Source organism: Ruegeria sp. C5 (assembly GCF_056537605.1).
Genome location: NZ_JBQFRX010000008.1, coordinates 101,956 through 126,977, shown reverse-complemented (window position 1 = coordinate 126,977; position 25,022 = coordinate 101,956). Strand labels below are relative to the sequence as shown.

Below are 25,022 nucleotides of genomic sequence, written 5' to 3'. Positions count from 1 at the left end.
CTGTTTACGACAACCGGGATGCCGCCCAGCGCGCTGCATCAGCCACGGTCGGATCCGGATCATCGGTCAGCGCCTGTGCAACCGGCAGTAACGCCGGCACCGCTGAGTTCCCAATCGCATAAAGCACGTTCCGCACGAACCGATTCCGGCCGATCCGCTTTATCGGCGAGCCCGAGAACATCGCGCGGAATGCTGTGTCATCCAGCTGCGCCAGTTCCGCCAACGGAGGCGCCTTTAGCTCCTCCCGCGCCGCATAGCGAAGGTCACTGGCCGCGACCGCAAACTTGTTCCACGGGCAGGCTGCAAGACAATCATCGCAGCCATAGATTCGGTTGCCCAACAGCGCGCGCAACTCTTCCTCCACCGGCCCCTTATGCTCGATGGTCAGATACGAAATACAGCGCCGCGCATCCAACTGATACGGTGCCGGAAACGCGTCGGTCGGACAGGCCGTCAAACACGCGCAGCATGAGCCACAATGGTCGACCTCAGCGCCATCCACAGGCAAATCTAAAGTTGTGAAAACAGACCCTAAAAAGGCCCAATTTCCCCAATCCTGACTGACAAGATTGGTATGCTTGCCCTGCCACCCCAGCCCAGCGGCCTGCCCCAGCGCCTTCTCTGGCACCGGAGCAGTATCGACAAACACCTTCACTTCACCCCCACCCTCGGCAATCAGCCAGCGCGCCAATCGTTTGAGGCGCTTCTTAACCAGATCGTGATAATCCTTGTTCTGCGCATAAACCGAAATGGCGCCCAAGTTGGAATGCGCCAGCACCGCAGTCGGGTCATGCTCGGGCGTATAGCTCTCCGCAAGCATGATCACCGACCGCGCGTCAGGCCACAGCACAGACGGATCACCGCGCCAATGAGCCCGCTCAGCCATCCAGCCCATCTGGCCATGATATCCGGCTTGTAGAAAGGCATCCAACCGTTCGGGAACAAGGGGCACATCCCAAGGACGACAAACCCGACAGGCGACAAACCCCTCAGACAAGGCTTGCTCCACCAACCGCTGTTTCAACTCCGATCCGCTCTTCATCTGGCCAAAAATACCTTCGGGGGTGAATTGGCCCAATGGCCAAGAGGGGGCGGACAGCCCCCTACCCCTCAATCTATCAGAAATCCAGATCCGCGTAATGTGGCGGTGGCCGGAATCCCGGAACCTGATCCGCCAGAATCGAGCGGAACGCCGGGCGGGATTTGATCTTGGCGTACCAGTCCTTCACCGCAGAGCTTCGGTTCCAATCTACGTCCGAAATGTAATCCAGCGCCGACAGATGCGCCGCCGCGGCGAAATCGGCCAATGTCATCTGATCTCCGGCCAGCCAGCGACGGTGATCCAGCAGCCAGGCCATATAATCCAGATGATACTTGATCGCGCGCGCGCCTTCCTTGACGTTCTTGCTGTCCGGATAGCCTTGCCCCGTTACTTTCTTGTTCACCCGCTCATACAGTAGCTTTGAGGTCACCTCGTGGTGAAACTTGTCATCAAACCAGCCTACCAAACGCCGCACCTCATAACGTGCTTCGGCTTTTTTAGGCATCAAGGGTGGCTCGGGTCGGGTCTCTTCGATATATTCGCAGATCGCGGCGCTTTCGGCCATGATCTGACCATCCAGTCGCAGCACAGGAACCTTACCCGCCGGGTTGCGGCGCAAAAAATCCGGGTCCTGTTCCCAGTATCGTTCTTCGACCAGCTCAACCTCGATCTTCTTTTCGGCCAGAGACAGGCGAACCTTGCGGCAATAGGGCGAGAGGGGAACGTGAAACAGACGCGCCATGAACTTCCATTCGAACCAGTAGAGTACCCTTCAAGCTTTAGCCGCTGAGGGGTCTGGGTTTCAATCCTCGAAACACGCGGCGCGTCCATCTGCGCGGATGGTGGCCGCTCCATCCAGAATTGACGCGGCACGCCTGCGGGTCCGCACCGATGGATCCGTCACCGACCGGTTGCGCGGGGATGGCAGAATCGCCGCCACACGCGCCGCTTGTGTCGGAGACATTTTTGCCGCACTCACCCCATAATACTTCTGCGCCGCGGCCTCGACGCCAAAGATCCCTTGTCCGGTTTCCGCGACGTTCAGATACACTTCGAGAATGCGCTGCTTGCTCCAGACGATTTCAACAACCGGTGTCATCGAGGTTTCAAGCGCCTTGCGGACCCAGCTGCGCCCCTGCCAGAGAAATACATTCTTGACCACCTGCTGCGTGATGGTCGATGCACCCCGGCTGCCGCCGTCTTCCAGCGCATCGCGGATCGCTTCGACATCAAAGCCCCAATGCAGGCAGAAGTTGGCATCCTCGGCTGCTACGACCGACCGCGCCATGATCGGGGCAATCTCTTCGATCGGCACCCACTCGCGATCAACCTTCCCAAGCCGACGCCACTCGGACCAGATCGTATGCGTGACCGGCGGGTTCACGACTGAATAGATCAGAACCAAAGACACAAAAGCCACGACCATCGCCAGAACAACACGAAGGGCCCAGCGCCGTATCCGAGCGATGGGGCCTGTTGTTTTGTTTGATCTGGACGCCTTCTTTTTCTTACCGCGCGGTTTGCGGACTGCTTTTTTTGCCATGCCTTGCTATACGCCGCGAAGGGCGTATTTGAAACGGATTATTTCGACAACATCTGTCCGTCGCGCGGTCGCACAACCGGGCGTGCAGTTCTGACTGAGGCTGCTCCGCGCGCCGCCAACTCCGGGAACAAGGCCAATACTTCTGCTTGCGTCCGACGCTCGGCCTGGGTCAGTGCATGTCCCGGGTAGTAGCTTTCACTTTTGGCGCCATTGGCGAACACGATCTCATGTCGCCGGAACAGAATGTGGATATAATCCACCTCGCCCCCTTCGACACGCGTGACTGTTGTTCCGTTCACAAGACAATGGGCAGCGATCAGAACTTCTTCATGGCCAAACAGGTAGGGTGCACGCCAATCATCGATCAGCATCCTGTGCTGCGGCGAAACAAGCAGAGGGCGCGTGATCCCGAACATCCCTGTCTCGAACCGAATGGGGGCCAGTTTACCCTCGGCTGCCACCTTGGTCCGACCAATCCAGAGCACAGGTTTAGCGCCGCTATCCGCGGTCGTAACCAGATCTCCAAGTTTCAGGTCCTCGACCGGCCGGGGCCCATCGGGGGTATCAATCAATGTGCTGGGCGTAAAGCAAGGCGGACCGAGATCACCGTTGGCGATATCGACCGAACCAAACGAAGCCCCATCATCGCTAAAATCGGTGACTGAAGAAGAAACAAACGTGCCTTGCTGCAGAACCGAGCCGTCTGTTGGGGTAAAAACCTCGCGCCCGTCAGCAAGGTAGAAGGTAACGCCGGTATATGTAACCTGCGCACCACCCGGCAACTCGATCGTCACCATATCATTGAAGTAAGACGCAGTGATGTCAGATCCGTCAACCGAGTCTCCATTCAGCCGGTTGACCAGATCATCGTCATTCTGATCGATGATATCAAAGAACTCGACGTTCAGCGTGGATCCAACAACGGTTCCGTTCGCACCCGGATTGGCCGGGTCGAGCACAAAAAACTGGTCTGTATACGTCGTGGGCACACCGATATTCCACTTCACTCACATCATTGGGATAGCAGCATGCCTGCATTTCCCGAATAAACTATGACTAAAGCTAGGCGTTATGCACGGCATTACACAAGAATTGGAAACAATATGGCCAGACAAAAGAATACCCGGCGTGTTGGGAACGACACGCCGGGCCAAAGATTTAGATCTCTCAAGACCTATTCTGCAGGAACCGCCGCCACCTCGGTGGTCAGAGGATGACTGAGCTTGTTCAACATCTCTTTCGGGCAAACCTGCAGGAAGTTGGTCTTTTCCACATCCCAATGCTGTAAGATATCAATGGCTTTGCGGCTATTGGTTTCCGCGACATGGCGCTCGATCATTGCTTTCAGCTGATCTTCCCAATGGTCCACTGTCACCGGACAGGTGACAAGCGTCTCCATGTTCATCAGCGCTTCGGCCTTGCCTTCGGGGTCGTACAGATAAGCCATACCACCCGTCATCCCCGCACCAAAGTTAGCACCGATATCGCCGAGAATAACCGCAATGCCGCCGGTCATGTATTCACACCCGTTCGAGCCGCAGCCTTCGATCACCACTCTGGCACCTGAATTTCGCACCGCGAACCGCTCACCTGCGCGGCCTGCTGCAAATAGGTGGCCATCGGTGGCACCGTATAGGACGGTGTTGCCAATGATGGTGTTATATTCCGCCTTGAGCGGGCTCACCTGCGGGGGTCGCACAACAATCATGCCGCCCGAAAGCCCCTTGCCGACATAGTCGTTGGCATCACCCGAGACCTCCAGCTTGAGACCTGGAGCGGCAAAAGCCCCCAGCGACTGGCCCGCCGAACCCTGCAGCTTCACATGCAAGTGATCGTCCTGGAACGTGTTCCGCATGCCGAAATTCTGGACGATGTGGCTTGAGACACGTGTACCCACGGTCCGATGCGTGTTCTGCACCGCGTAAGATAGTTGCATCTTCTCACCGTCTTTCAGGAACCGTGCTGCATCGCGCACAATCTCGGCATCCAGCGTATCCGGCACTGCATTACGATCCTTGTCGCGGTTGTAGACGATATCATGTGCGCCATCGACGGTGATCAACAGCGGGTTGAGGTCCAGATCATCCAGATGCGCCGATCCGCGGCTGACCTGTGCTAGCAGATCAGCACGACCGATGATTTCGTCAATCGAACGTGCGCCGAGGCTAGCCAGCAGTTCTCGCACTTCCTGTGCGTAGAAGGTGATCAGGTTCACCACCTTGTCCGCGTTGCCAGTAAACTTGGCACGCAACGATTCGTCCTGCGTACACACGCCCACCGGACAGGTGTTCGACTGGCACTGACGCACCATAATACAGCCCATTGCGATCAGGGCGGCGGTACCGATGCCGTATTCCTCGGCCCCCATCATCGCGGCCATGACGATGTCGCGACCGGTCCGCAGGCCACCATCGGTCCGCAGGGTCACACGGTCGCGCAGGTTGTTCATCGCCAGAACCTGATGGGCCTCAGTCAGACCCATCTCCCACGGCAGACCAGCATATTTGATCGACGTCGCGGGCGATGCGCCTGTACCGCCATTGTGGCCCGAAATCAGGATGATATCCGCTTTCGCCTTGGCCACACCGGCAGCAATCGTACCCACGCCCGAGGACGCAACCAGCTTCACCGTCACCTTGCAGCGCGGGTTGATCTGCTTCAGATCGTAGATCAACTGCGCCAGATCCTCGATCGAGTAGATGTCGTGGTGCGGCGGCGGCGAGATCAGCGTCACGCCCTTGGTCGAGTGCCGTAGACGCGCGATCAGGTCGGTGACCTTCATGCCCGGCAACTGACCACCCTCACCGGGTTTCGCGCCTTGCGCGACCTTGATCTCCAGTTCTTCGCACTGGTTCAGGTATTCGGCGGTTACACCAAACCGGCCCGAGGCCACCTGTTTGATCTTGGCCGATGGGTTGTCGCCATTGGGCTCCGGCACGAAATGCGCGGGATCTTCCCCGCCCTCGCCGGAGTCAGACTTGGCACCGATCCGGTTCATCGCCACGTTCAGCGTCTTGTGCGCCTCGGGGCTCAGCGCGCCCAGCGACATGCCCGGCGTAACGAACCGTTTGCGGATCGAGGTGATCGATTCGACCTCTTCAATCGGTACCGGCTTGCCCAGCGGTTTGAAATCCATCAGATCGCGCAGGTGGATCGGCGGGTTCGACTGCATCTTGGCCGAATACTGCTTCCACAGTTCATATGAGGCTCTGTTACAGGCCATTTGCATCATATGCATCGAGGTCGCTTCCCACGCGTGGGTCTCACCCGATTTGCGCGCTTTGTAGAAACCGCCGATGGGCAGCACATCCAGACCCGTGTCCCAGCCTTTGGCGTGGATTTCCTCGGCTTTGGCCTGAATACCGGTGACGCCGATGCCTGAAATCCGGCTGGTCATGCCTGGGAAATACTCGGCCACCATGGCACGGCTGAGGCCCACGGCCTCAAAGTTCAGGCCTCCACGGTAGGACGAAATCACCGAAATCCCCATCTTGGCCATGATCTTCAGCAGACCCTGGTCGATGGCTTCGCGATAGCGAGCAACGTTTTCGGTCAGGGTGCCGTCCAGCAGACCACGGTCAATGCGATCAGCCAGTGAATCTTCGGCCAGATAGGCGTTCACAACAGTCGCGCCACAGCCGATCAGAACCGCAAAGTAGTGAGGATCAACACATTCAGCAGACCGCACGTTCAGCGAACAAAAGGTCCGCAAACCCTGACGGGTCAAATGCGAATGCACAGCACTGGTGGCCAGGATCATCGGCATCGCCACACGACCTTGCCCTGAATTCATGTCAGACAGAACCAAGTGACCCGCGCCCGAGCGCACGGCTTCTTCTGCTTCGGCTCTAACACGTGCCAAGGCGGCGCTCAGAGCGCCTCGGCCGGGTTCAAAGCTACAATCGATCTCCGCAAGGGGTGAACCCAGTTGATTGACCAGGGTGTCCCATTGTGCATTGCCGACAAAGGGGCTTTCCAGAACGATGATCTCGGTCTGGCTGCTGTCTTCGTCCAGCACGTTCTTAAGGTTGCCGAACCGCGTCTTCAGCGACATCACACGGTATTCACGCAAACTGTCGATCGGAGGGTTCGTCACCTGGCTGAAGTTCTGCCGGAAAAAGTGGCTGAGCGGGCGGTATTGCTTGGACAGAACAGCCGAGGGCGTATCATCCCCCATCGAAGCCAGCGCCTCTTTGCCGTCCTCTGCCATCGGGGCAAGAATCTGTTCTAGGTCTTCTACAGAATACCCGGCCGCGATCTGACGCTTGCGCAGTTCTTCTCCGGTGAATTTCGGGTGTTCCGTCACGCCCGCAAGTGACTCGTCCAGATCGTTGATCTTGCCGACCCAGTCGCCAAACGGCAGTGCTCGGGCCAGTTTGTCCTTGATCTGCTTGTCGCGGAACAACTTGCCCTTTTTCATATCGACAGCCAGCATCTGGCCCGGTCCCAGCGCGCCTTTTTCGGTCACGGTGGCCTCATCAATCGGCACCATACCCGCCTCGGACCCCGCGATGACCAGACCATCGCCGGTTACCACATAGCGCATCGGGCGCAGACCATTCCGATCCAAACCGGCACACACCCAGCGGCCATCCGTCATTGCCAGCGCAGCAGGGCCATCCCAAGGTTCCATCACTGAATTGCAGTAGGAATACATGTCGCGCCAGCTTTGCGGCAGCTCGATAGCTTGCTTGGACCAGCTTTCCGGAACCAGCATGGTTTTCGCCATCGGCGCCGAGCGCCCCGCACGCACCAAGACCTCGAATACCGAGTCTAATGCGGCGGAATCCGACGATCCGCCCGCTATGATCGGTTTGATATCCTCGGCATAGACGCCAAAGCTATCCGAGGTCATGCGGATCTCGTGGCTTTTCATCCAGTTGATGTTGCCTTTCAGCGTGTTGATCTCACCGTTGTGGGCCAACATACGGAAGGGCTGGGCCAGCCACCATTGCGGGAACGTGTTGGTCGAATAGCGCTGGTGGTAAATGGCAAAAGCGGACTCGAACCGCTCATCCATCAGGTCGGGGTAGAAAACAGCGACCTGCTCGGCCAGCATCATGCCTTTGTAGATGATCGACCGGCAAGACAGCGATGCCAGATACAGCCCCGAGATTCCTGCGGCCAGCGCCGCTTTTTCAATACGGCGACGAATGACATAGAGCTCACGCTCGAATGTCTCTTCATCCACGCCTTTGGAGTTCGAGATCAGAATTTGCTCGATCTCGGGCCGGGTCGCGTTGGCCTTTTCGCCCAGACAGGTCACATCAACCGGCACATGTCGCCAGCCATAAATATAGTAACCCATGCGTAAAACTTCGGTTTCCACGATGGTCCGGCACTGTTCCTGCGCGCCAAAATCCGTGCGGGGCAGGAAAACCTGACCGACAGCAACCAGTTCATCCAAGTTTGGTTCATGACCCGTGCGACGAATCTGATCATAGAAGAATGGGACAGGGATCTGCACATGGATACCTGCGCCATCCCCGGTTTTACCGTCCGCATCCACCGCGCCGCGATGCCAGATTGCCTTTAGCGCATCGATCCCGGCATCCACCACCTTGCGTGACGGCTTACCATCGACGGACACAACAAGGCCCACACCGCACGAGGAATGTTCTTCTTCCTCTGAATAGAGACCGTTTTCTGCCATCCATTTGCGCTTGGCTTCTTCGGCCCGCACCCAATCGGCATCATATTTGGTCATTGGCTGTCTCCTTCTTCCCAAGGGGGCACACAGGCTTTTGTTCATCTGTCGTCGTTCGCTTTCGAACGCATACCCGCTGGGATTTTTCGAATTGCTTTTGCGTTTTGTTTCACTCGGCTGCGATGGCGGATTTGGCGTTAAAACGCTCAATTATGGCATCTGCGCAATCGCGCCCGTCACGGATCGCCCAGACCACCAGCGAAGCACCGCGCACGATGTCGCCGATGGCATAAACGCCCTCCATCTCGGTTGCACCGGTCTGGAACGCAGCTTTGATTGTACCCCAGCGGGTCACAGGCAGATCAGGTTGGCCGAATAAGGTGGGCAGGTCTTCGGGTTCGAAGCCAAGCGCCTTGATCACCAGATCGGCCTCTTCGACATAGTCTGCGCCCTCAATCACTTCGGGAGCCTGACGGCCCGAGGCATCGGGCTGGCCCAGACGCATCTTCTGCACCATGACACCGTTTACTTGCTCATCGCCGGTAAAGCCTTTGGGTGCGCTAAGCCATTCGAAGATCACGCCTTCTTCCTCGGCATTCTGGGTTTCACGCTGCGAGCCCGGCATATTGGCGCGGTCGCGGCGATAGAGGCATTTGACCGACGTCGCACCCTGACGAATCGACGTGCGCACGCAATCCATCGCGGTATCACCCCCGCCGATGACGACCACTTTCTTACCTTCCGCGTTCAGGCGGCCATTGTCGAAGTCATCAACCGCATCGCCAAAACTTTTGCGATTCGAGGCTGTCAGAAAATCGATCGCCTTTTCAATCCCACCCAGACCGCTGCCGGGCATGGACAGATCACGGGATTTGTAGACGCCCGTTGCAATAATCACCGCATCATGTTTCGCGTGGATTTCCGCGAATTTCGCGGCGTCCACATCGCAGTTCAGCTCAAATGCAACACCACCATCTGCCAGCAGGTCATTTCGGCGTTGGACGATATCCTTTTCCAGCTTGAAACCGGGAATGCCGTACATCAGCAGCCCCCCCGCACGGTCATATCGATCATAGACCGTGACCTGAATACCCGCCCGGCGCAGCATATCCGCCGCTGCCAATCCTCCGGGACCACCGCCAATGATACCCACGCTTTCGTCGCGCTCGGCACGAGGCTGAACGGGTTTGACCCAGCCTTTGTCCCAGGCTGTATCGGTAATGTATTTCTCGATCGAGCCGATGGTGACCGTACCGTGGCCCGATTGCTCGATCACGCAATTGCCTTCGCACAGACGGTCCTGTGGGCAGATGCGGCCGCAGATTTCAGGGAAAGTGTTGGTAGCCTGGCTTGTTTGATACGCCTCTTCCAACCGCCCGGTTGCCGTCAGGTTCAGCCAATCAGGGATATTGTTGTGCAGCGGACAATGGGACTGGCAATAGGGCACTCCGCACTGGCTGCATCGGCTGGCCTGTTCGGCCGCCTTCTCCGCGGCGTACTCGGCATAGATTTCATCGAAGTCCTCTTTGCGGTCACTGGCGGCACGCTTTTCAGGCATGACACGATCGATCTGCACAAATTTCAGCATCGGTTGCTTGGCCACGGGTCAGACTCCATGAATTGGCTTGGTCAGGGTTCTTTAAGTGATGTCATTCTGGATGAAAAGTCAATAATACTGACCTATATTGAGAAAACTGCATCGCTCGATGTTTTTTCAGAGAAATTTGTCGTGTTTTTAGTTCCGATTCGGACCTATCTGAGCACTTCACTTTCCCGTTGCCCGCTTATACCCATTGTTCTCAACAAAACGAGCACGGTACCGGCAGAGCAGATGAGCCTTTTTCACTTGATTCTTGTGGCGATCATTCAGGGCGTCACCGAATTCTTGCCTGTATCTTCATCCGGGCACCTGATCCTGTTGCCCCGCCTGACTGACGCGGTTGATCAAGGCCTGGTAATCGATGTCGCCGTCCATGTAGGAACACTTGGCGCGGTTATTCTTTATTTCTGGTCAGATGTGAAACAAGCCCTAGCCGGGATACCACAAATTATCCGAGGACGAATTGAGACGCCTCAGGCGCGGTTGGCACTGGGCTTGGTCATCGCCACGATTCCGACAGTCATTGCGGGCGGGATCGTGTACCTGACGGGGCTTGAGCAGGCTCTGCGTTCAGTCGCCGTCATCGGATGGGCGATGCTTGGCTTCGGGTTAGTGCTGTATTGGATGGATCAAAAGGGGGTACAAACCAAACGTAGTTCGGACTGGGGCTTAAAGGACGCAATGATCATGGGGCTGTGGCAGATGTTGGCCTTAATCCCGGGGACTTCACGCTCGGGGATTACGATCACAGGCGCTCGTCAGCTTGGCTATACACGCGAAGATGGTGCGCGGATTGCCATGCTGATGTCGATACCTACGATCATCGCTTCGGGCGTCCTGCTTTCGATCGATGTCGTCCGTGAGGCGGATACACAGCTGGCCAAGGACGGCGCGATTGCCGCAGCCTTCGCCTTTGTTTCGGCTCTGCTCGCGCTTAACCTGATGATGCGGCTTCTGCGCAGCGTCAGTTTCACACCCTATGTGATCTACCGGGTCATCCTCGGAGCAATACTGCTAATGATCGCCTATAGCTGATCAGATGCGCAGGTTCTTGGCCGAGTTCTGAATATCGTCATACTGACCCGCGGGGCGGAATTTCCACAGATATTCTGGCAGAACCGACTCCAACGTTGCGGGCTCGATCCCGAGGTCCGAAAAACCTTTAGCGTCATCCGCCACCACATTATCGCGCCGCAGATTCTTAAGTTGGTCACGAGTCAGGATATTGTTCGGAAACAACTGAAAACTGACGAACTTCGCGATATCCAACACACCCGCCATGATTTTCGCCACCCAGAAAGGCATCCCGATGATGATCCGGCGGCGATGAATTACGTCGAGCATCTGCTGCATCAAGGCGCGGAAACTCTTTACCTCTGGCCCGCCCAGTTCATAAACACCGGCAGAAGCTTTGCCCAGAACGCCCTGAACTGCCGCTTGCGCAACATCATCGACATAGACAGGTTGAAATTTCGCTTCCGCCCCAACAAGCGGCAGGAACGGGCTCATCCGCGTCATTCCTGCGAAGCGGTTGAAAAACTGGTCTTCGGTGCCGAAAATGACTGATGGGCGCAGAATGACGGCACCCGGCATGTGTTGCAAAACGCCCGCCTCGCCCTGCGCTTTGGTGCGTGCATATTGGCTGTCGGATTCGGGATCCGCACCGATGGCCGAGATATGAACCATGCGGTCAATACCCTGAGCGGCCGCCAGCCGGGCGATCCGTTCGGCACCTTCGGCCTGCACTGCGTCGAACGCATTCTTGCCCAGCTCATTCAATACGCCAACGCAATTCACCACGGCGTCCACACCATGCATCGCTGCAGCGACCGAGGCGTCATCACGGATATTGCACAAGATAGGCTCGACCTGACCAACCGCGCCATAGGGTCTGACGAACATCGCTTCATTGGGCCGCCGCACAGCGACGCGGACACGCCAGCCTTCGGCAGCCATACGCCGCGCGATATATCGGCCGACAAAGCCCGATCCACCGTAAATCGTGACGAGTTTCGACATGATGGCGCTCCTGCTGTCTTGGTCTGAATTGATCTAGCGCCCACGAGCCCGTCGAACAAGGCGCAATAACGCCGCGCTTCTCTGAAAATCCGTCGCGTTAACCAGAAGTTGGGGCACGCATCAAAAAACTTTCAAAAACACCCCCGAATCTGGTTGACGCCCACTGCCAGTCAGCTTAAACGCCCCTCCACGACACCTGCCCAGGTGGCGGAATTGGTAGACGCGCTAGCTTCAGGTGCTAGTGTCCTTATGGACGTGGAGGTTCGAGTCCTCTCCTGGGCACCAAAATCTCCATAAAACTTGAACCCCTGGCACTTCCGGTCACTTGACCGATGTACAATCAGGCTGGTTTGGCCTGTCTGAGTCAATTTCTTTGTTTGACCCCGAGAATCGACCCGCAGGTACCGGAATTAACAATCTCTGTTGCACTACCTTTTGCCAGTCGAAGAAGGACATGGTGCAAGGCTATGGCAATTTCCTGCAAATCAAACTCATCTTTTTTGAAGATACCTTCCCGTCGCGCTTGTTAGTTACAAAGTCAACTATTACCACACCCATTAAATTCGATCGTATCTGTCCGGAAGGAACGTGCAAAATGAATGAGCTGACCAAGAATGAACGCATGACAGTTGCCCCATCCTTGAAAGGGCCGCACGAAGGGTACATGCCGGGCTTTGGCAACGATTACGAAACCGAAGCGCTTCCTGATGCTCTGCCCCAGGGTATGAACAGCCCGCAGAAATGCAATTACGGCCTCTATGGTGAGCAGCTTTCAGGCACTGCGTTCACGGCACCTTCGCACCAGAACGAGCGTACCTGGTGCTATCGTATCCGCCCGTCGGTAAAGCATTCACATCGCTATGAAAAAATCGATGTTCCCTATTGGAAATCAGCGCCCAATGTAGATCCTGACGTTGTCAGCTTGGGACAATACCGCTGGGATCCGGTGCCCCATACCGGTGAACAGACAACCTGGGTCACGGGCATGCGCACCATGACCACTGCCGGGGATGTGAACACTCAGGTCGGGATGGCTAGCCATATCTATATGGTGAACACTTCGATGCAGGATGATTACTTCTTCTCGGCTGACTCCGAGCTGCTGGTGGTGCCGCAAGAGGGCGTTCTGAGATTCTACACCGAATTAGGGATCATCGACCTTGAACCCAAGGAAATCGCTATCATTCCACGCGGCCTTGTCTACCGGGTCGAAGTTGTGGAAGGCCCTGCGCGCGGGTTCGTGTGCGAAAACTACGGCCAGAAATTCGAACTGCCTGGCCGCGGCCCGATCGGCGCCAACTGCATGGCCAACCCGCGTGATTTCAAAGCACCGGTCGCGGCGTTTGAGGACCGCGAAGTGCCCTCAAACGTGACCGTCAAATGGTGCGGTCAGTTTCACCAGACCAAAATCGGTCACAGCCCGCTGGACGTGGTGGCGTGGCACGGCAACTATGCACCCGTCAAATACGACCTGCGTACATATTGCCCGGTCGGAGCCATCCTGTTCGATCATCCGGATCCGTCGATTTTCACCGTTCTAACCGCACCTTCAGGCCAGCCCGGCACCGCCAATATCGACTTTGTTCTGTTCCGCGAGCGCTGGATGGTCATGGAAGATACCTTCCGCCCGCCCTGGTACCACAAGAACATCATGTCCGAACTGATGGGCAATATTTACGGCCAATATGATGCGAAACCGCAGGGCTTTATTCCCGGCGGTATGAGCCTGCACAACATGATGCTGCCCCACGGCCCAGATCGCGAAGCCTTTGAAAAGGCATCGAATTCAAACCTAGGGCCAGACAAGCTGGAAAACACCATGTCCTTCATGTTCGAAACCCGCTTTCCGCAGCATCTCACAGCGTTCGCCGCCAATGAGGCACCACTGCAGGACGATTACATCGACTGTTGGAGCGACATCGAAAAGAAATTCGACGGCACACCCGGCAAGAAGTGACGAGGGTATAATTTCTTCGTCTCCCAAAGGGCAGAGATTTAGAACGCTTGATCTGTAACGCATTTAAGCGGGTACGTTCAGAAAAGCTTGGCGACCCCGGCAGGATTCGAACCTGCAACCTGCCCCTTAGGAGGGGGCTGCTCTATCCAGTTGAGCCACGGGGCCGCGCGTCGTTTTCTCTAGCGGGGTTTTTTCAGATTGTCATGGGCTTTGCACAACAGTTGAACAATTCGCCCTGTTCACGCTACCATCGGCCAAACAAACAATGCAGGTATCTCGGTGACAACAGAAACAAAACGCCCGCTTACCCTTCGTGATGTCTCGGAAGCGTCCGGAGTATCCGAAATGACCGTTAGCCGGGTGCTACGTAATCGCGGGGATGTGTCGGATGCCACCCGTACCCGTGTTTTGGCCGCCGCAAAAGAGCTGGGATATGTGCCCAACAAGATCGCGGGAGCATTGGCGTCAAGCCGGGTGAATCTTGTCGCTGTGATCATCCCGTCATTGTCAAATATGGTCTTCCCCGAAGTTCTAACCGGTATCAATCAGGTGCTGGAAGATACTGAACTGCAGCCGGTGGTTGGCGTCACGGACTATCTGCCAGAAAAAGAAGAAAAAGTGCTGTACGAGATGCTCTCGTGGCGGCCCTCAGGCGTGATCATTGCCGGGCTGGAGCATACCGAAGCCGCGCGCGCTATGCTGGATTCAGCTGGCATACCGGTGGTCGAGATCATGGATACCGATGGCAAACCGGTGGATGCGATGGTGGGAATCTCTCACCGCCGCGCCGGGCGCGAAATGGCGCAGGCAATCCTGAAGGCGGGCTATGAGCATATCGGGTTTATGGGCACCAAGATGCCGTTGGACCACCGTGCCCGTAAACGGTTCGAAGGGTTCACCGAAGTGCTGGGCAAGCACGGGATCGAGATTGAGGACCGTGAATTTTATTCGGGTGGCTCGGCGCTGGCCAAGGGGCGCGAGATGACACAAGCGATGCTTGAACGCTCGCCCGAGTTGGATTTTCTGTATTATTCCAACGATATGATCGGCGCGGGTGGGCTGTTGTATTTGCTGGATCAAGGGATCGACGTGCCCGGTCAGATCGGTTTAGCCGGATTCAACAATGTAGAGCTGCTGCAGGGGCTGCCGCGCAAGCTGGCCACGATGGATGCCTGCCGGACCGAGATTGGGCGCACCGCGGCCGAGATCATTGCGGCGAAGTTGGCCGATCCGGAATCCGAGGTTGAAACCCGCGTTACCCTGACCCCCAAGATCAGCTATGGCGACACGCTGAAACGGCGATAACGCCAGATGGCGCTGCAACGTCTGGACAACCGCGCGGCGCGGGCGCTGTTCATGGATCGGCACGCGCTTTTGGAACAGCCTACTGGAAGTTCCAAAGGCGATGACTTGTTACAGCTGATCCATCGTTTAGGGTTTGTCCAGCTCGACAGTATCAACACCGTCGCCCGCGCGCATGACATGATCCTATATGCGCGTAAGGCCAGCTATCGTTCGCGCTACCTCAAGCAGCTCTACGAACGCGACCGCGCGCTGTTTGAGCATTGGACGCACGATGCGGCGGTGATCCCAATGGAATTCTATCGCCATTGGCATCTGCGGTTCCTGCGCGATGCCGACATGTTGAAAGCCCGCTGGAAGAACTGGCGGCGTGACGGGTTTGAGCAAAAGTTCGAAACCGTCCTACAACATATCCGCGACCATGGTCCGGTTGGCTCGTCCGATGTCGGAAAAGACGAGAAAAAGGGATCTGGCGGTTGGTGGGACTGGCATCCATCCAAGACCGCGCTGGAATATCTCTGGCGATCCGGCGCGCTGACCGTGGTTGGACGCGATGGGTTTCAGAAACGCTATGACCTGACAGAGCGGGTTATAGAAACTCAACTTTGCCCCGGCAATTTGCATTGCGACGCAAATGAAACTGTGGATTGGTTGTGTAACGCCGCACTCGACCGGCTGGGGTTCGCCACATCGGGAGAGCTTGCCGCGTTCTGGGATACGGTAAGCGCTGCCGAGGCAAAATCCTGGTGCCAACAGGCTCTAACACAGGATGAAATCGAAGAGATCTGCGTCGAATGCGCAGACGGGCGGGAACGAAAAGTGTTCGCCCGCCCCGGTCTATGTGAACACGCTACAGAGCTGCCCGATGCGCCGGGCCGGATCAGAGTTCTCAGCCCTTTTGACCCTATGTTGCGTGACCGGAACCGGGCCGAGCGGTTGTTCGGATTCCACTATCGGATCGAGGTGTTCGTACCCGAACCCAAGCGTACCTACGGCTATTATGTCTTTCCGTTGCTTGAAGGGCACCGGTTGATCGGACGCATCGACATGAAGGCCCAGCGAGACCGTGGACTGTTGCAAGTCCGATCCGTATGGCCAGAACGGTCGGTGCGTTGGTCTGACGCAAGAACCCGCCGCCTGCAGGCCGAATTGGACCGGGTACGGCGATTTGCGGAACTGGACGGGGTGGAATTTGAAAAGGATTGGCTGAAAGATCCTAAATAGAACCCAATTTTTCGATCAGGAAACCTTGTTCCTCAATCAGTAGGCGCAGCTCGTTCAGCGAAACATGGGGCGCCCTGCCCGATGTATCTAGCTGCGCATTTGCCCGCCCATACAAAGCCTCGCGACTGGCCAATATGTTCTTGAGCTGCTCCATCGCCTTGGGATTTCCAGCCATCGGGCGTTCGTCGCCTTGGGCGCGCACGCGGTCCATATGCTCGGTCGGTGACGCGCGCAGCCAGATGGTGTGAAACCGGCCAAGCAGGGTCGCATATGTCGAAGGCTCTGATACGATCCCGCCCGCGACTGCCAGCACGACCCGATCATGCTCTGCAATCACCCGATCCAGCGCCTGCGCTTCCAGATTGCGATACCCGTCTTGCCCGTAGAACGCCATCACTTCAGACATGGGCATGCCGGCCATCTCTTCAATCATGGCTGTGAGCTCAACAAACGGCAGTCTTTGTGCGGCAGCCAGCATAGCGCCAAGAGTTGACTTACCCGCTCCGCGTAACCCAATCAGACAAACCCGATGCGCACGTGCATCCTCATCTGGGTGAGGTTGCAATGCACGCCTGACGCTTTCTTTGACGTCGTCGCTGGCTTGTCGGAAAAGCTCAACTATCTGCAAAGCATCCGAATCCCACGGATCATCTTCACCAATCAACCATTCGGCTTTGTAATCCAGTGCCTGTGCGACACGGTGCAACACGCCGATCGAGATGTTGCCCTCACCCGCCTCAAGCTGCGCCAAATAGCGTGGGGAAACGCCCGAGTTCTCAGACAGGATCCGGCGCGGGATGCCTCGCATTTGACGCGCCCGGCGTACACGCGCGCCCACTCGTTCGCTCAAATCCTGCTTTGCAATATGTGCAGGCGGTGCCGGTTCTGGCGGTTTGGGCCCATCCATCTGCATTGAACCGTTTGTTAAAGGTAAGGATGAGGCTACGACGCGAACCATCTACGGGCAACGAATATTACCTTCTCCGCCCACAATGCTTATAGTTTGGGGCCTAAAACGAGGTCTGAACGACGGCAAACAACTTGGTTAGAGCCTGTTCTGAGCATTGCGCTCAGCCTTCCAGCTGGTGAAGCTCTACCAGAAGGTCCAGCAACTTCTCGTGCTGCTCTGCCCCGAGCAAAGAGCGGGTGTGTTCCGCCAGCTCCAACATTTCCGCCAGATTTGCGTCGATAATTTGCAACCCATTCTCGCTGATTTCGACAATCTGTCGGCGGCGGTCTTTGGTATCCGGCCGCCTCATGATCAGCTTGCTGTCTTCTAGCTTTTTCAGAATGCGCGTCAGGCTGGGCAACAAGAGGCAGGCGCGCTCGGCGATCTGAGTAGGCTCCTGAGGTCCTTCTTCCTGCAAAACGCGCAGAACGCGCCATTGTTGCTCGGTGACGCCAGCATCCGTTAGCACACCACGAATAGGCCCCATCACCTTTTCCCGAGCGCGCAACAACGCTATCGGCAATGATCGGGACGTCTGTGGTAAGTTCTTTGACATATGGAATTTTCGCGCAATTCCAAATATTTCGCAATAGAACGTTGGTTGTGGTTGAGTTTCGTTTACTGGACTTTACTTAACTTGTTTAGCATATGATACTGACAAAAGGCTACCGAGGCGGATAAGATGAAATGGAATGAATTCTCCGATTGGGGCAAGAAGGTTGCCGAGTGGACGCAAGACTATCACCTGACGGTGGGCGACAAGCCCGTGCGCGCCCGGACCGAGCCGGGCGATATCCTGAATGCTCTGCCCGCGCATCCCCCTGAGCAGGGCGAGCCGATCGAGGACATCTTTCATGATTTCGAACAAATCGTGATGCCCGGCATTACCCATTGGCAACACCCTCGGTTCTTCGCCTACTTCAATTCGAACGCCTCGGCCCCGTCTGTTCTGGCCGAGTTCCTGGCCAGCGCCATCGCGCCGCAATGTATGCTGTGGCAGACCTCGCCCGCCGCAACCGAGATGGAAACACGAATGATGGACTGGCTGCGCGAAGCGCTGGACCTGCCCAAAGGTTTTGCCGGGGTCATTCAGGATTCGGCGTCATCTGCGACATTGGCGGCTGTGCTGACCATGCGCGAGAAGGCGATGAACTGGCAGGGCAACACGCTGGGGCTGTTCGGTCAAAAGCCACTGCGCATTTATTGCTCTTCCGAGGTTCATACCTCAATCGACCGCGCCATCTGGGTTGCGGGGATTGGACAGGACAATCTGGTGCGCATCCCCGTGCAAGGTGATTGGCGTGGAATGAACCCCGATGCGCTTGAAGCAGCGATTCAATTAGATTTAGAGTCTGGTTTCCACCCGGCGGGCGTGATCCTTTGTGTTGGAGGGACCGGAACCGGGGCAACTGATCCAGTGGATCACTGCCTGGCGATCGCACAGAAATACGGCCTTTATACCCATGTCGATGCAGCCTGGGCGGGGTCGGCGATGATCTGCCCCGAATATCGTCACTACTGGCCGGGGATCGATCAGGCCGACAGCATTGTATTCAATCCCCATAAGTGGCTGGGCGTGCAATTCGATTGCTGTGCGCATTTCCTGAAAAACCCCGATGATCTGGTCCGCACGCTTGCGATCAGCCCGGAATATCTGAAAACCCACGGCAAGGACGGGATCATCAATTACTCGGAATGGTCGGTGCCATTGGGACGTCGGTTCCGCGCGCTGAAACTGTGGTTCGTCATCCGCACCTATGGGCTGGTGGGGTTGCGCGAACGGCTGCGGAATCACGTCAATTGGTCGCGCGCACTGCATGATCGTCTAGCAGCAGAACCGGATTTTCGGATCGTGACGCCTCCAATGTGGTCTCTTTGGACCTTCCGATACGAGCCGGATGGGGCCGACGATCTGGATGATCTGAACCTGCGGCTGGTGAATGCAATCAATGATGATGGGCGGATCTACCTGACACAGACCCGCGTGGATGGCGATCTGGTCATCCGCTTTCAGGCCGGTCAGTTTGAAACCACAGAACAGGACGTGATGATGGCCTTTGACGTGATCACTGAAATCGCTCGAGGGCTTTAGGCCCTCATTGACGCTGCAGCCTGCGCGTATCCCCCCGAGGCCCCGTCAACAAAATGCACATGGTCGTCGCGCATGGCCGAGGGAACAAAGCAGGTCATCATCGCCTCTTGCTGGGCGTGCATTCCATATCTGATTTTGCCTTTTGTTTGCGCGTCGTCCAGCATCTGAGTGAGCTGTTCCAACGTGCTCGAGTCACAATCCAGCGTCATTTTCAGACCGTCATCAAACTTTCGGAAATCAGCGTTGCGACTGACCATCTCTTTGTAATGCTTGGGTTCGAATTGACCCAGGCGCATCCCGGTTTTGAACAACAAGCCGATCAACATATTCCCGATCATCAAGCGTGTTTTCTGCATCAGAAGATTCCGACCTGCGCGTGAGACATGGGCGTCGATATCGACGCCGGGCGGAGGGAAACTCATCGGAGGTCCTTTGGCCGGAACCGGGTGACCGGCGCGTTCTAGCCCTTCGGCGACGGACAGGATGGATTGGGTCAGGGCGGCGAATTCAGCCTCATTAGACTCTGATGTAGGCTGAATAACCAGTGAAACGATCTGACCAACCCTCGCTGGACTGTTGGACCAACGACAAGATAGGCCGGTCAGATCGGGCTGCGCGTCAGGTCCGGCTGGTTGCACAACACGTTGCCCGGATTTCATCTGAGCCTCGGCCCAGGCCAGTCCCCCGCCGGTAAACATCGCATAGTCAACGCCGGTGGAAGGCGCAAAGCGAGCAACACGCAGATCACGTCCAGCGGCGCGGATGTCGGCCACCGAAACCAGCGCCGCGCGCAGAGTGATGGCGAATTCCGTTTCGGCCCAGCTTTGCAATGTTGCCAGCGTATCCCGCGCGATCTCGGCATCCTCACCCGATACGGCGAATCCAGCACCATCACCACCGAAGACATACGGAAATATGCGCCCACCCAGCGCATTGATCATGCCTGAAATCACGGCCGCCCCCACCATGTTGACGGTCTTGTACCGGCCCCGCGCGATTTCACCGGTCGAATCTACGATATCGGCGACGCCCAGAACCCATGTCTCTGGCAAAGGTGTGAACTGCGCGGGGTCACTGAGGCTGAGGAAATTGTCCGAAATGGGGACGGAGTCATAAAATACAGAGTCTGAGAGGGTCATAACACACTCGGGAAATCCAAAATCTGCCGTGATGATAGCTCAATTGTGAAGAATGTCCGCCCCAATCGATTCAATCATGGCACTTGTGCCGATCAACGCGGCGTGCAAAGCATCGGGGCGGGGCAGCTAGACAATAGGTCAAGAAATGCAGGCAGGTTTGGTGATCTTGTGTCTGGCCTATGTACTCAGCCAGTTTTTCCGCGCTTTTCTGGCAGTTTTGACTACCGATCTGGGACGCGATATCGGCGCAACACCCGAAGACCTCGCCTTTGCTTCAGGTCTTTGGTTTCTAATCTTTGCGGCGATGCAGATTCCGGTGGGCTGGGCACTGGACCGCGTCGGTCCTCGGCGCAGTTCTGCGGTGCTGCTACTGATCGGCGGGGCTGGCGGGGCTGGCCTGTTCGCGGTCGCAACGACCCCGTTCCATGTGGCGCTCGCCATGGCGCTGATCGGGGTAGGATGCTCGCCGGTTCTGATGGCATCCTACTACATCTTCGCACGAGAGTTTCCACCCGCCAAATTTGCCACGCTCGCCGCGGTGATGCTGGGTGTGGGTTCTGTCGGCAATCTGGTCGCCTCATACCCCACGGCGCTGGCGGTCGAGCTGATGGGCTGGCGCGCTACGTTGGCCGGTCTGGCGATTATCTCTGCTGCGGTGGCTGCGGGGATCTGGCTGACGGTGCATGACCCTGAAAAGGTAAAAACCGAACAAAAAGGATCACTTCTAGACCTGCTGAAAGAACCTGCACTTTGGGCCATTCTGCCTCTCATGCTTGTGTCTTATGCGCCATCGGGTGCGATACGAGGGCTTTGGGCCGGGCCGTATTTGAATGACGTGTTCGGGCTCAGCACCGCTCAGATCGGGACGGCTACGTTGATCATGGGGGCCGCGATGATCGCGGGAACCTTCGCCTATGGGCCGCTGGACCGTATCCTGGGCACCCGGAAATGGGTGATCCTGAGCGGTAATACCTTGGGCGTCGCAGCACTGGGCCTGCTGTGCCTGTGGATTGACAGCGGCGTTTGGGTCTCGGTGCTGCTGTTGGCGTTGATCGGCTTTCTGGGCGCCAGTTTTCCGGTGATCATGGCCCATGGCCGGGCCTTCGTGCCGCCGCATCTGGTCGGGCGGGGCGTCACCCTGCTGAACCTTTTCGGCGTTGGCGGCGTTGGTCTGGCGCAATTTGCCACCGGACGTATCCATGCCGCTAACGACGGGATCGGCTCCGCCGCGCCGTATACTGCGATTTTCGGCTTTTTTGCTGTCACCCTTGCCATTGGTTGCGCGATCTATCTATTCAGTCGGGACAGCATAGACTGAAACCGGAGACCGCCTGTGCAAGATATTGAGGTGATTGCACCCAATCTGAAGCATTCCCTGTCGGGCGTGACAACGACGGTGATCCGACTGTTGCCAATCCAGCAGAAGATGATCGGCATCCGCGCCACGGGCCCCGGCCTGCCGGCGGATTTGCCCCATATCAGACTCTGGAAACTACTGTTTCTGCCCAATCGCAAACGGGTCTGGCATGCACGCCGGAATACCGAGATGCTGATGGGTCTGATCCTGCGCACTGTGTTCCGACGCAACTATAAACTGCTGTTCACTTCGGCCGCGCAACGCGATCATTCCGGGTTCACCAAGCGGCTGATTTCGAAAATGGACGCACTGATCGCGACGACGCCACAGGCCGCTTCCTTTCTGGAACATCCCGCTACTGTCATCATGCATGGCGTCAACACCGAGCTGTTTCACCCGGCCGAGGACAAAAGCGCCCTGCGCCAAAAACTTGGTCTGCCAGACGGGCTGCTGATCGGGTGTTTTGGCCGTATCCGCCCTCAGAAAGGGGTCGACTTGTTGGTCGATGCCGCCCTGAAGGTGCTGCCTAATCACCCCGATGCGCATGTGATCTTCACCGGGCGTACCACCAACGAATTTGAGGCGTTTCAGGCTGAGCAGGAGCAAAAGCTGCAGGACGCCGGGCTGGGCGACCGCGTTCATTTTCTGGGTGAGCGCCCTTGGGATGAGATTGTCGAGACCTATCGCGCGCTCGATCTGTTCGTTGCGCCCGCACGGCACGAAGGGTTCGGCCTTACACCGCTTGAAGCGATGGCCTCGGGCGTGCCCGCCATAGCCAGTCACGGGGTCGGAGCGTTCAGTGCGCAAATCAAGGATGGTGAGACCGGAAGACTGGTCGAGAAAGACAATGCCCCTGCACTGGCCGACGCGCTGGAGGATATGGTGCAGGACCGCGCTGCGCTGGCCGCTGCGGGACTAGCCGCGCGCGCCCATGTCGAGCAGAATTTTCGAATCGAAGGCGAAGCGCAGGCGATTGTCGAAGTTTATCGATCCTTGCTGAAACAACCCTGAACGGTACTGAACTGTGTCAAATCGGTGTGACGGGGTGAAATAAGCCGAAACCCCTCTTTTTTCTTTGCCACAACGCGGCTATGAACGCGCGTCCTTAACTTTGGAGACATGAAATGGGCTATCGCGTCGTAGTCGTCGGCGCCACGGGCAACGTGGGCCGCGAAATGCTGAACATCCTGGCAGAACGCCAGTTCCCCGTCGATGAACTTGCTGCTCTGGCAAGCCGTCGTTCGCTGGGTACTGAGGTGACATTTGGCGACAAGACGCTCACTACCAAAGATCTGGACACATTCGATTTCACTGGTTGGGACATGGCGCTATTTGCTGTGGGTTCCGAGGCCACAAAGGTTTACGCCCCTAAGGCGGCAGCGGCTGGCTGCGTGGTGATCGATAACAGCTCGCTCTATCGCTATGACCCGGACATTCCGCTGATCGTGCCGGAATGTAACCCCGAGGCGATCCACGACTATAAAAACAAAAACATCATCGCCAACCCCAACTGCTCGACCGCGCAGATGGTCGTCGCGCTGAAGCCTCTGCATGACCGTGCCAAGATCAAGCGCGTGGTTGTGTCGACCTATCAGTCGGTGTCGGGCGCCGGTAAGGAAGGCATGGATGAGCTTTGGGATCAGACCAAGGCCATCTACAACCCGACCACCGAGGTTGAACCGAAGAAATTCCAGAAGCAGATTGCCTTCAACGTCATTCCGCAGATCGACGTCTTCATGGAAGACGGCTCGACCAAGGAAGAGTGGAAGATGGTTGTCGAGACCAAAAAGATCGTCGATCCGTCGATCAAGGTCACCGCAACCTGCGTTCGCGTTCCGGTATTCGTCGGCCACTCCGAGGCGGTGAATATCGAGTTCGAAGAGTTCCTCGACGAAGACGAAGCCCGCGACATCCTGCGCGAAGCACCGGGCATCATGGTAATCGACAAGCGTGAAGCCGGTGGTTACGTCTCGCCCATCGAATGCGCGGGCGATTTCGCCACGTTCATCAGCCGCATCCGTCAGGATTCGACGGTTGAGAATGGCATCAACCTGTGGTGCGTTTCGGACAACCTGCGCAAAGGCGCGGCATTGAACGCTGTTCAAATTGCAGAATTGCTGGGCCGTGAAGTTCTAAAGAAGGGGTAACCTTCGCCAGTTGGTTATGACTCTATTAAACCCCGCTGCACCGCCAGTGGGGTTTATTATTTTGTGGACGGGCAGAGATGACAAAATTGCGGGACAAAGCCGCCCTGTGCATGCGTTGCCATTGCCTATCCAGCACCAGTTGGTCAGCCACCGATCTGGGACATTGTCGCTTTTACCGCATGGTATCTTTGAGAGTTTGGGGGATGCGTCCCCAGAAAGCGATCACCAGGATCAGGAACTCGTGCGAAGTACAGCGCACCCTTGAGTGGATCATAACCCGCTTTGTAGGCTATTACAGTGCCTAGTCGATCAGCTTCCAATTCAAAGTTTTTTGAATAGCTGCGCCCACCAACAAAGGCTCCAATGTCTTGTGCTGCGGCAATGTCATTCGGCCCTGACCCCGCAATTGTTGCTAGACCGGCCAAAAGCACCGCACCAGCCGCCGCATTTTGGGCCTGTCGCGCCAAATGCCCTTGAATGTGGTGAGCGGCCTCATGCGCCATAACAAATGCAAGTTCGTCAGTGTTGTTTACATTCCGTATCAGCGCTTGAGTCATTGTGATAACGGGGCGCCCCGACTTGCTTAAACTCTGATACGCGTTTGAGGGTGCTTTTTTGTCTGGATCAATGCGGATCAAAAAATCACAATTCACATTCTTAGTGCGGCGGCGGCATTCTCGTTCTGCCACAGGTTCTATTCGTGAGGCGACCTGACGGAACCTTATTTGTGCCTGTTGTGAACTGACGGGCGCGCTCGCGCGACCGGGGTTTGGAATAGGTGCTGATGGAGGAGTGGTGGTTGAAGCGCATCCCGCTAATGCCAAAACAGCTAACATCAATACCGTTCGCCTCATAAACACACCTTTCCAAATGTTCAGAGCATCAAAATCGAATCTGTGGCTTTCGAGAAACCAACTTGCACATTCGAACCTACGGTCTTCACGATTTGATATTCAATAACAGACGGGTTGTCGGTGGTCGCCCCGATTAAGCTGTCGTCAAAA

At 56.8% G+C, this 25,022-nt stretch carries 19 protein-coding genes and 2 tRNA genes; 9 read left to right on the top strand and 12 right to left on the bottom strand.

Annotated elements, in window-relative coordinates; translation table 11 throughout:
- Window positions 1–4: 4 nt before the first annotated feature.
- From queG to ACR0AW_RS19595, 6 genes are all read right to left on the bottom strand, one after another.
- Window positions 5–1,042 carry a tRNA epoxyqueuosine(34) reductase QueG gene (gene queG / locus ACR0AW_RS19620; protein ID WP_170734098.1) on the bottom strand — a complete coding sequence of 346 codons (1,038 nt, stop codon included), beginning with the start codon at window positions 1,040–1,042 and terminating at the stop codon, window positions 5–7.
- A gap of 76 nt (window positions 1,043–1,118) precedes the next feature.
- Window positions 1,119–1,784 (bottom strand): FtsZ-binding protein FzlA, encoded by a 666-nt coding sequence (fzlA, locus tag ACR0AW_RS19615; RefSeq protein WP_170399162.1) that lies wholly within the window; start codon window positions 1,782–1,784, stop codon window positions 1,119–1,121.
- A 60-nt stretch (window positions 1,785–1,844) separates the two neighbouring features.
- Window positions 1,845–2,585, bottom strand: a complete 741-nt coding sequence (gene mtgA, locus ACR0AW_RS19610; protein ID WP_170598598.1) for a monofunctional biosynthetic peptidoglycan transglycosylase — start codon at window positions 2,583–2,585, stop codon at window positions 1,845–1,847.
- A gap of 38 nt (window positions 2,586–2,623) precedes the next feature.
- Window positions 2,624–3,592 carry a Hint domain-containing protein gene (locus ACR0AW_RS19605; RefSeq protein WP_480444272.1) on the bottom strand — a complete coding sequence of 323 codons (969 nt, stop codon included), beginning with the start codon at window positions 3,590–3,592 and terminating at the stop codon, window positions 2,624–2,626.
- Between the two features lie 167 nt (window positions 3,593–3,759).
- The gene (gene gltB / locus ACR0AW_RS19600; protein WP_170734096.1) at window positions 3,760–8,292 is read right to left on the bottom strand and encodes a glutamate synthase large subunit; all 4,533 of its coding nucleotides are present in this window, start codon (window positions 8,290–8,292) and stop codon (window positions 3,760–3,762) included.
- Window positions 8,293–8,401: 109 nt separating this feature from the next.
- Entirely contained in the window at window positions 8,402–9,835 is a 1,434-nt protein-coding gene (locus ACR0AW_RS19595; RefSeq protein ID WP_170466699.1) for an NAD(P)-dependent oxidoreductase, read from the bottom strand.
- 228 nt (window positions 9,836–10,063) lie between these two features.
- On the opposite strand from ACR0AW_RS19595, the gene ACR0AW_RS19590 reads away from it, so the two are divergent.
- Entirely contained in the window at window positions 10,064–10,867 is an 804-nt protein-coding gene (locus tag ACR0AW_RS19590; RefSeq protein WP_170734095.1) for an undecaprenyl-diphosphate phosphatase, read from the top strand.
- Here ACR0AW_RS19590 and ACR0AW_RS19585 read toward each other — a convergent pair whose 3' ends face one another.
- Window positions 10,868–11,851, bottom strand: a complete 984-nt coding sequence (locus ACR0AW_RS19585; protein ID WP_170734094.1) for a complex I NDUFA9 subunit family protein — start codon at window positions 11,849–11,851, stop codon at window positions 10,868–10,870. It lies immediately after the preceding gene.
- A 198-nt stretch (window positions 11,852–12,049) separates the two neighbouring features.
- Here ACR0AW_RS19585 and ACR0AW_RS19580 point away from each other — a divergent pair.
- Together ACR0AW_RS19580 and hmgA are read left to right on the top strand one after the other, a co-directional pair.
- A tRNA-Leu gene (locus tag ACR0AW_RS19580) sits at window positions 12,050–12,136 on the top strand.
- 310 nt (window positions 12,137–12,446) lie between these two features.
- A complete protein-coding gene (gene hmgA / locus ACR0AW_RS19575; RefSeq protein ID WP_480439467.1) occupies window positions 12,447–13,808 on the top strand; it encodes a homogentisate 1,2-dioxygenase in 1,362 nt (453 codons plus the stop codon).
- A gap of 88 nt (window positions 13,809–13,896) precedes the next feature.
- Here the strand turns inward: hmgA and ACR0AW_RS19570 are convergent.
- Window positions 13,897–13,973 (bottom strand) — tRNA-Arg (locus ACR0AW_RS19570).
- A gap of 114 nt (window positions 13,974–14,087) precedes the next feature.
- Here ACR0AW_RS19570 and ACR0AW_RS19565 point away from each other — a divergent pair.
- Together ACR0AW_RS19565 and ACR0AW_RS19560 are read left to right on the top strand one after the other, a co-directional pair.
- Window positions 14,088–15,113, top strand: coding sequence for a LacI family DNA-binding transcriptional regulator (locus ACR0AW_RS19565; protein ID WP_170734093.1), 1,026 nt, complete (start codon window positions 14,088–14,090; stop codon window positions 15,111–15,113).
- A 6-nt stretch (window positions 15,114–15,119) separates the two neighbouring features.
- Window positions 15,120–16,334: a DNA glycosylase AlkZ-like family protein gene (locus ACR0AW_RS19560; RefSeq protein WP_170734092.1), complete on the top strand. Its 1,215-nt coding sequence runs from the start codon at window positions 15,120–15,122 to the stop codon at window positions 16,332–16,334.
- Here ACR0AW_RS19560 and ACR0AW_RS19555 read toward each other — a convergent pair.
- The gene (locus ACR0AW_RS19555; protein WP_170567234.1) at window positions 16,327–17,241 is read right to left on the bottom strand and encodes a helix-turn-helix transcriptional regulator; all 915 of its coding nucleotides are present in this window, start codon (window positions 17,239–17,241) and stop codon (window positions 16,327–16,329) included. The genes ACR0AW_RS19560 and ACR0AW_RS19555 overlap by 8 nt on opposite strands.
- 163 nt (window positions 17,242–17,404) lie before the next feature.
- Window positions 17,405–17,839, bottom strand: a complete 435-nt coding sequence (gene hpaR / locus ACR0AW_RS19550) for a homoprotocatechuate degradation operon regulator HpaR (protein ID WP_170515396.1) — start codon at window positions 17,837–17,839, stop codon at window positions 17,405–17,407.
- A gap of 126 nt (window positions 17,840–17,965) precedes the next feature.
- Here hpaR and ACR0AW_RS19545 point away from each other — a divergent pair, with 126 nt between their 5' ends.
- On the top strand, window positions 17,966–19,375 hold the full coding sequence (locus tag ACR0AW_RS19545) for a pyridoxal-dependent decarboxylase (protein ID WP_170734091.1): 1,410 nt from the start codon (window positions 17,966–17,968) through the stop codon (window positions 19,373–19,375).
- Here ACR0AW_RS19545 and ACR0AW_RS19540 read toward each other — a convergent pair.
- A complete protein-coding gene (locus ACR0AW_RS19540) occupies window positions 19,372–20,514 on the bottom strand; it encodes a DUF3095 domain-containing protein (RefSeq protein ID WP_170627020.1) in 1,143 nt (380 codons plus the stop codon). The two genes, ACR0AW_RS19545 and ACR0AW_RS19540, sit on opposite strands and share 4 nt — an antisense overlap.
- A 145-nt stretch (window positions 20,515–20,659) precedes the next feature.
- Between ACR0AW_RS19540 and ACR0AW_RS19535 the strand changes: the two genes are divergently transcribed.
- The 3 genes from ACR0AW_RS19535 (at window position 20,660) to ACR0AW_RS19525 (ending at window position 24,018) form a co-directional block, all read left to right on the top strand.
- Complete coding sequence (locus ACR0AW_RS19535; RefSeq protein WP_170734090.1) at window positions 20,660–21,832, top strand: MFS transporter; 1,173 nt, start codon at window positions 20,660–20,662, stop codon at window positions 21,830–21,832.
- Between the two features lie 15 nt (window positions 21,833–21,847).
- On the top strand, window positions 21,848–22,882 hold the full coding sequence (locus tag ACR0AW_RS19530; protein ID WP_170734089.1) for a glycosyltransferase family 4 protein: 1,035 nt from the start codon (window positions 21,848–21,850) through the stop codon (window positions 22,880–22,882).
- A gap of 113 nt (window positions 22,883–22,995) precedes the next feature.
- Complete coding sequence (locus ACR0AW_RS19525; protein ID WP_170598560.1) at window positions 22,996–24,018, top strand: aspartate-semialdehyde dehydrogenase; 1,023 nt, start codon at window positions 22,996–22,998, stop codon at window positions 24,016–24,018.
- A 143-nt stretch (window positions 24,019–24,161) separates the two neighbouring features.
- Here the strand turns inward: ACR0AW_RS19525 and ACR0AW_RS19520 are convergent, their stop codons facing one another.
- Window positions 24,162–24,854: a M48 family metalloprotease gene (locus ACR0AW_RS19520; protein WP_480444271.1), complete on the bottom strand. Its 693-nt coding sequence runs from the start codon at window positions 24,852–24,854 to the stop codon at window positions 24,162–24,164.
- Window positions 24,855–25,022: the final 168 nt, after the last annotated feature.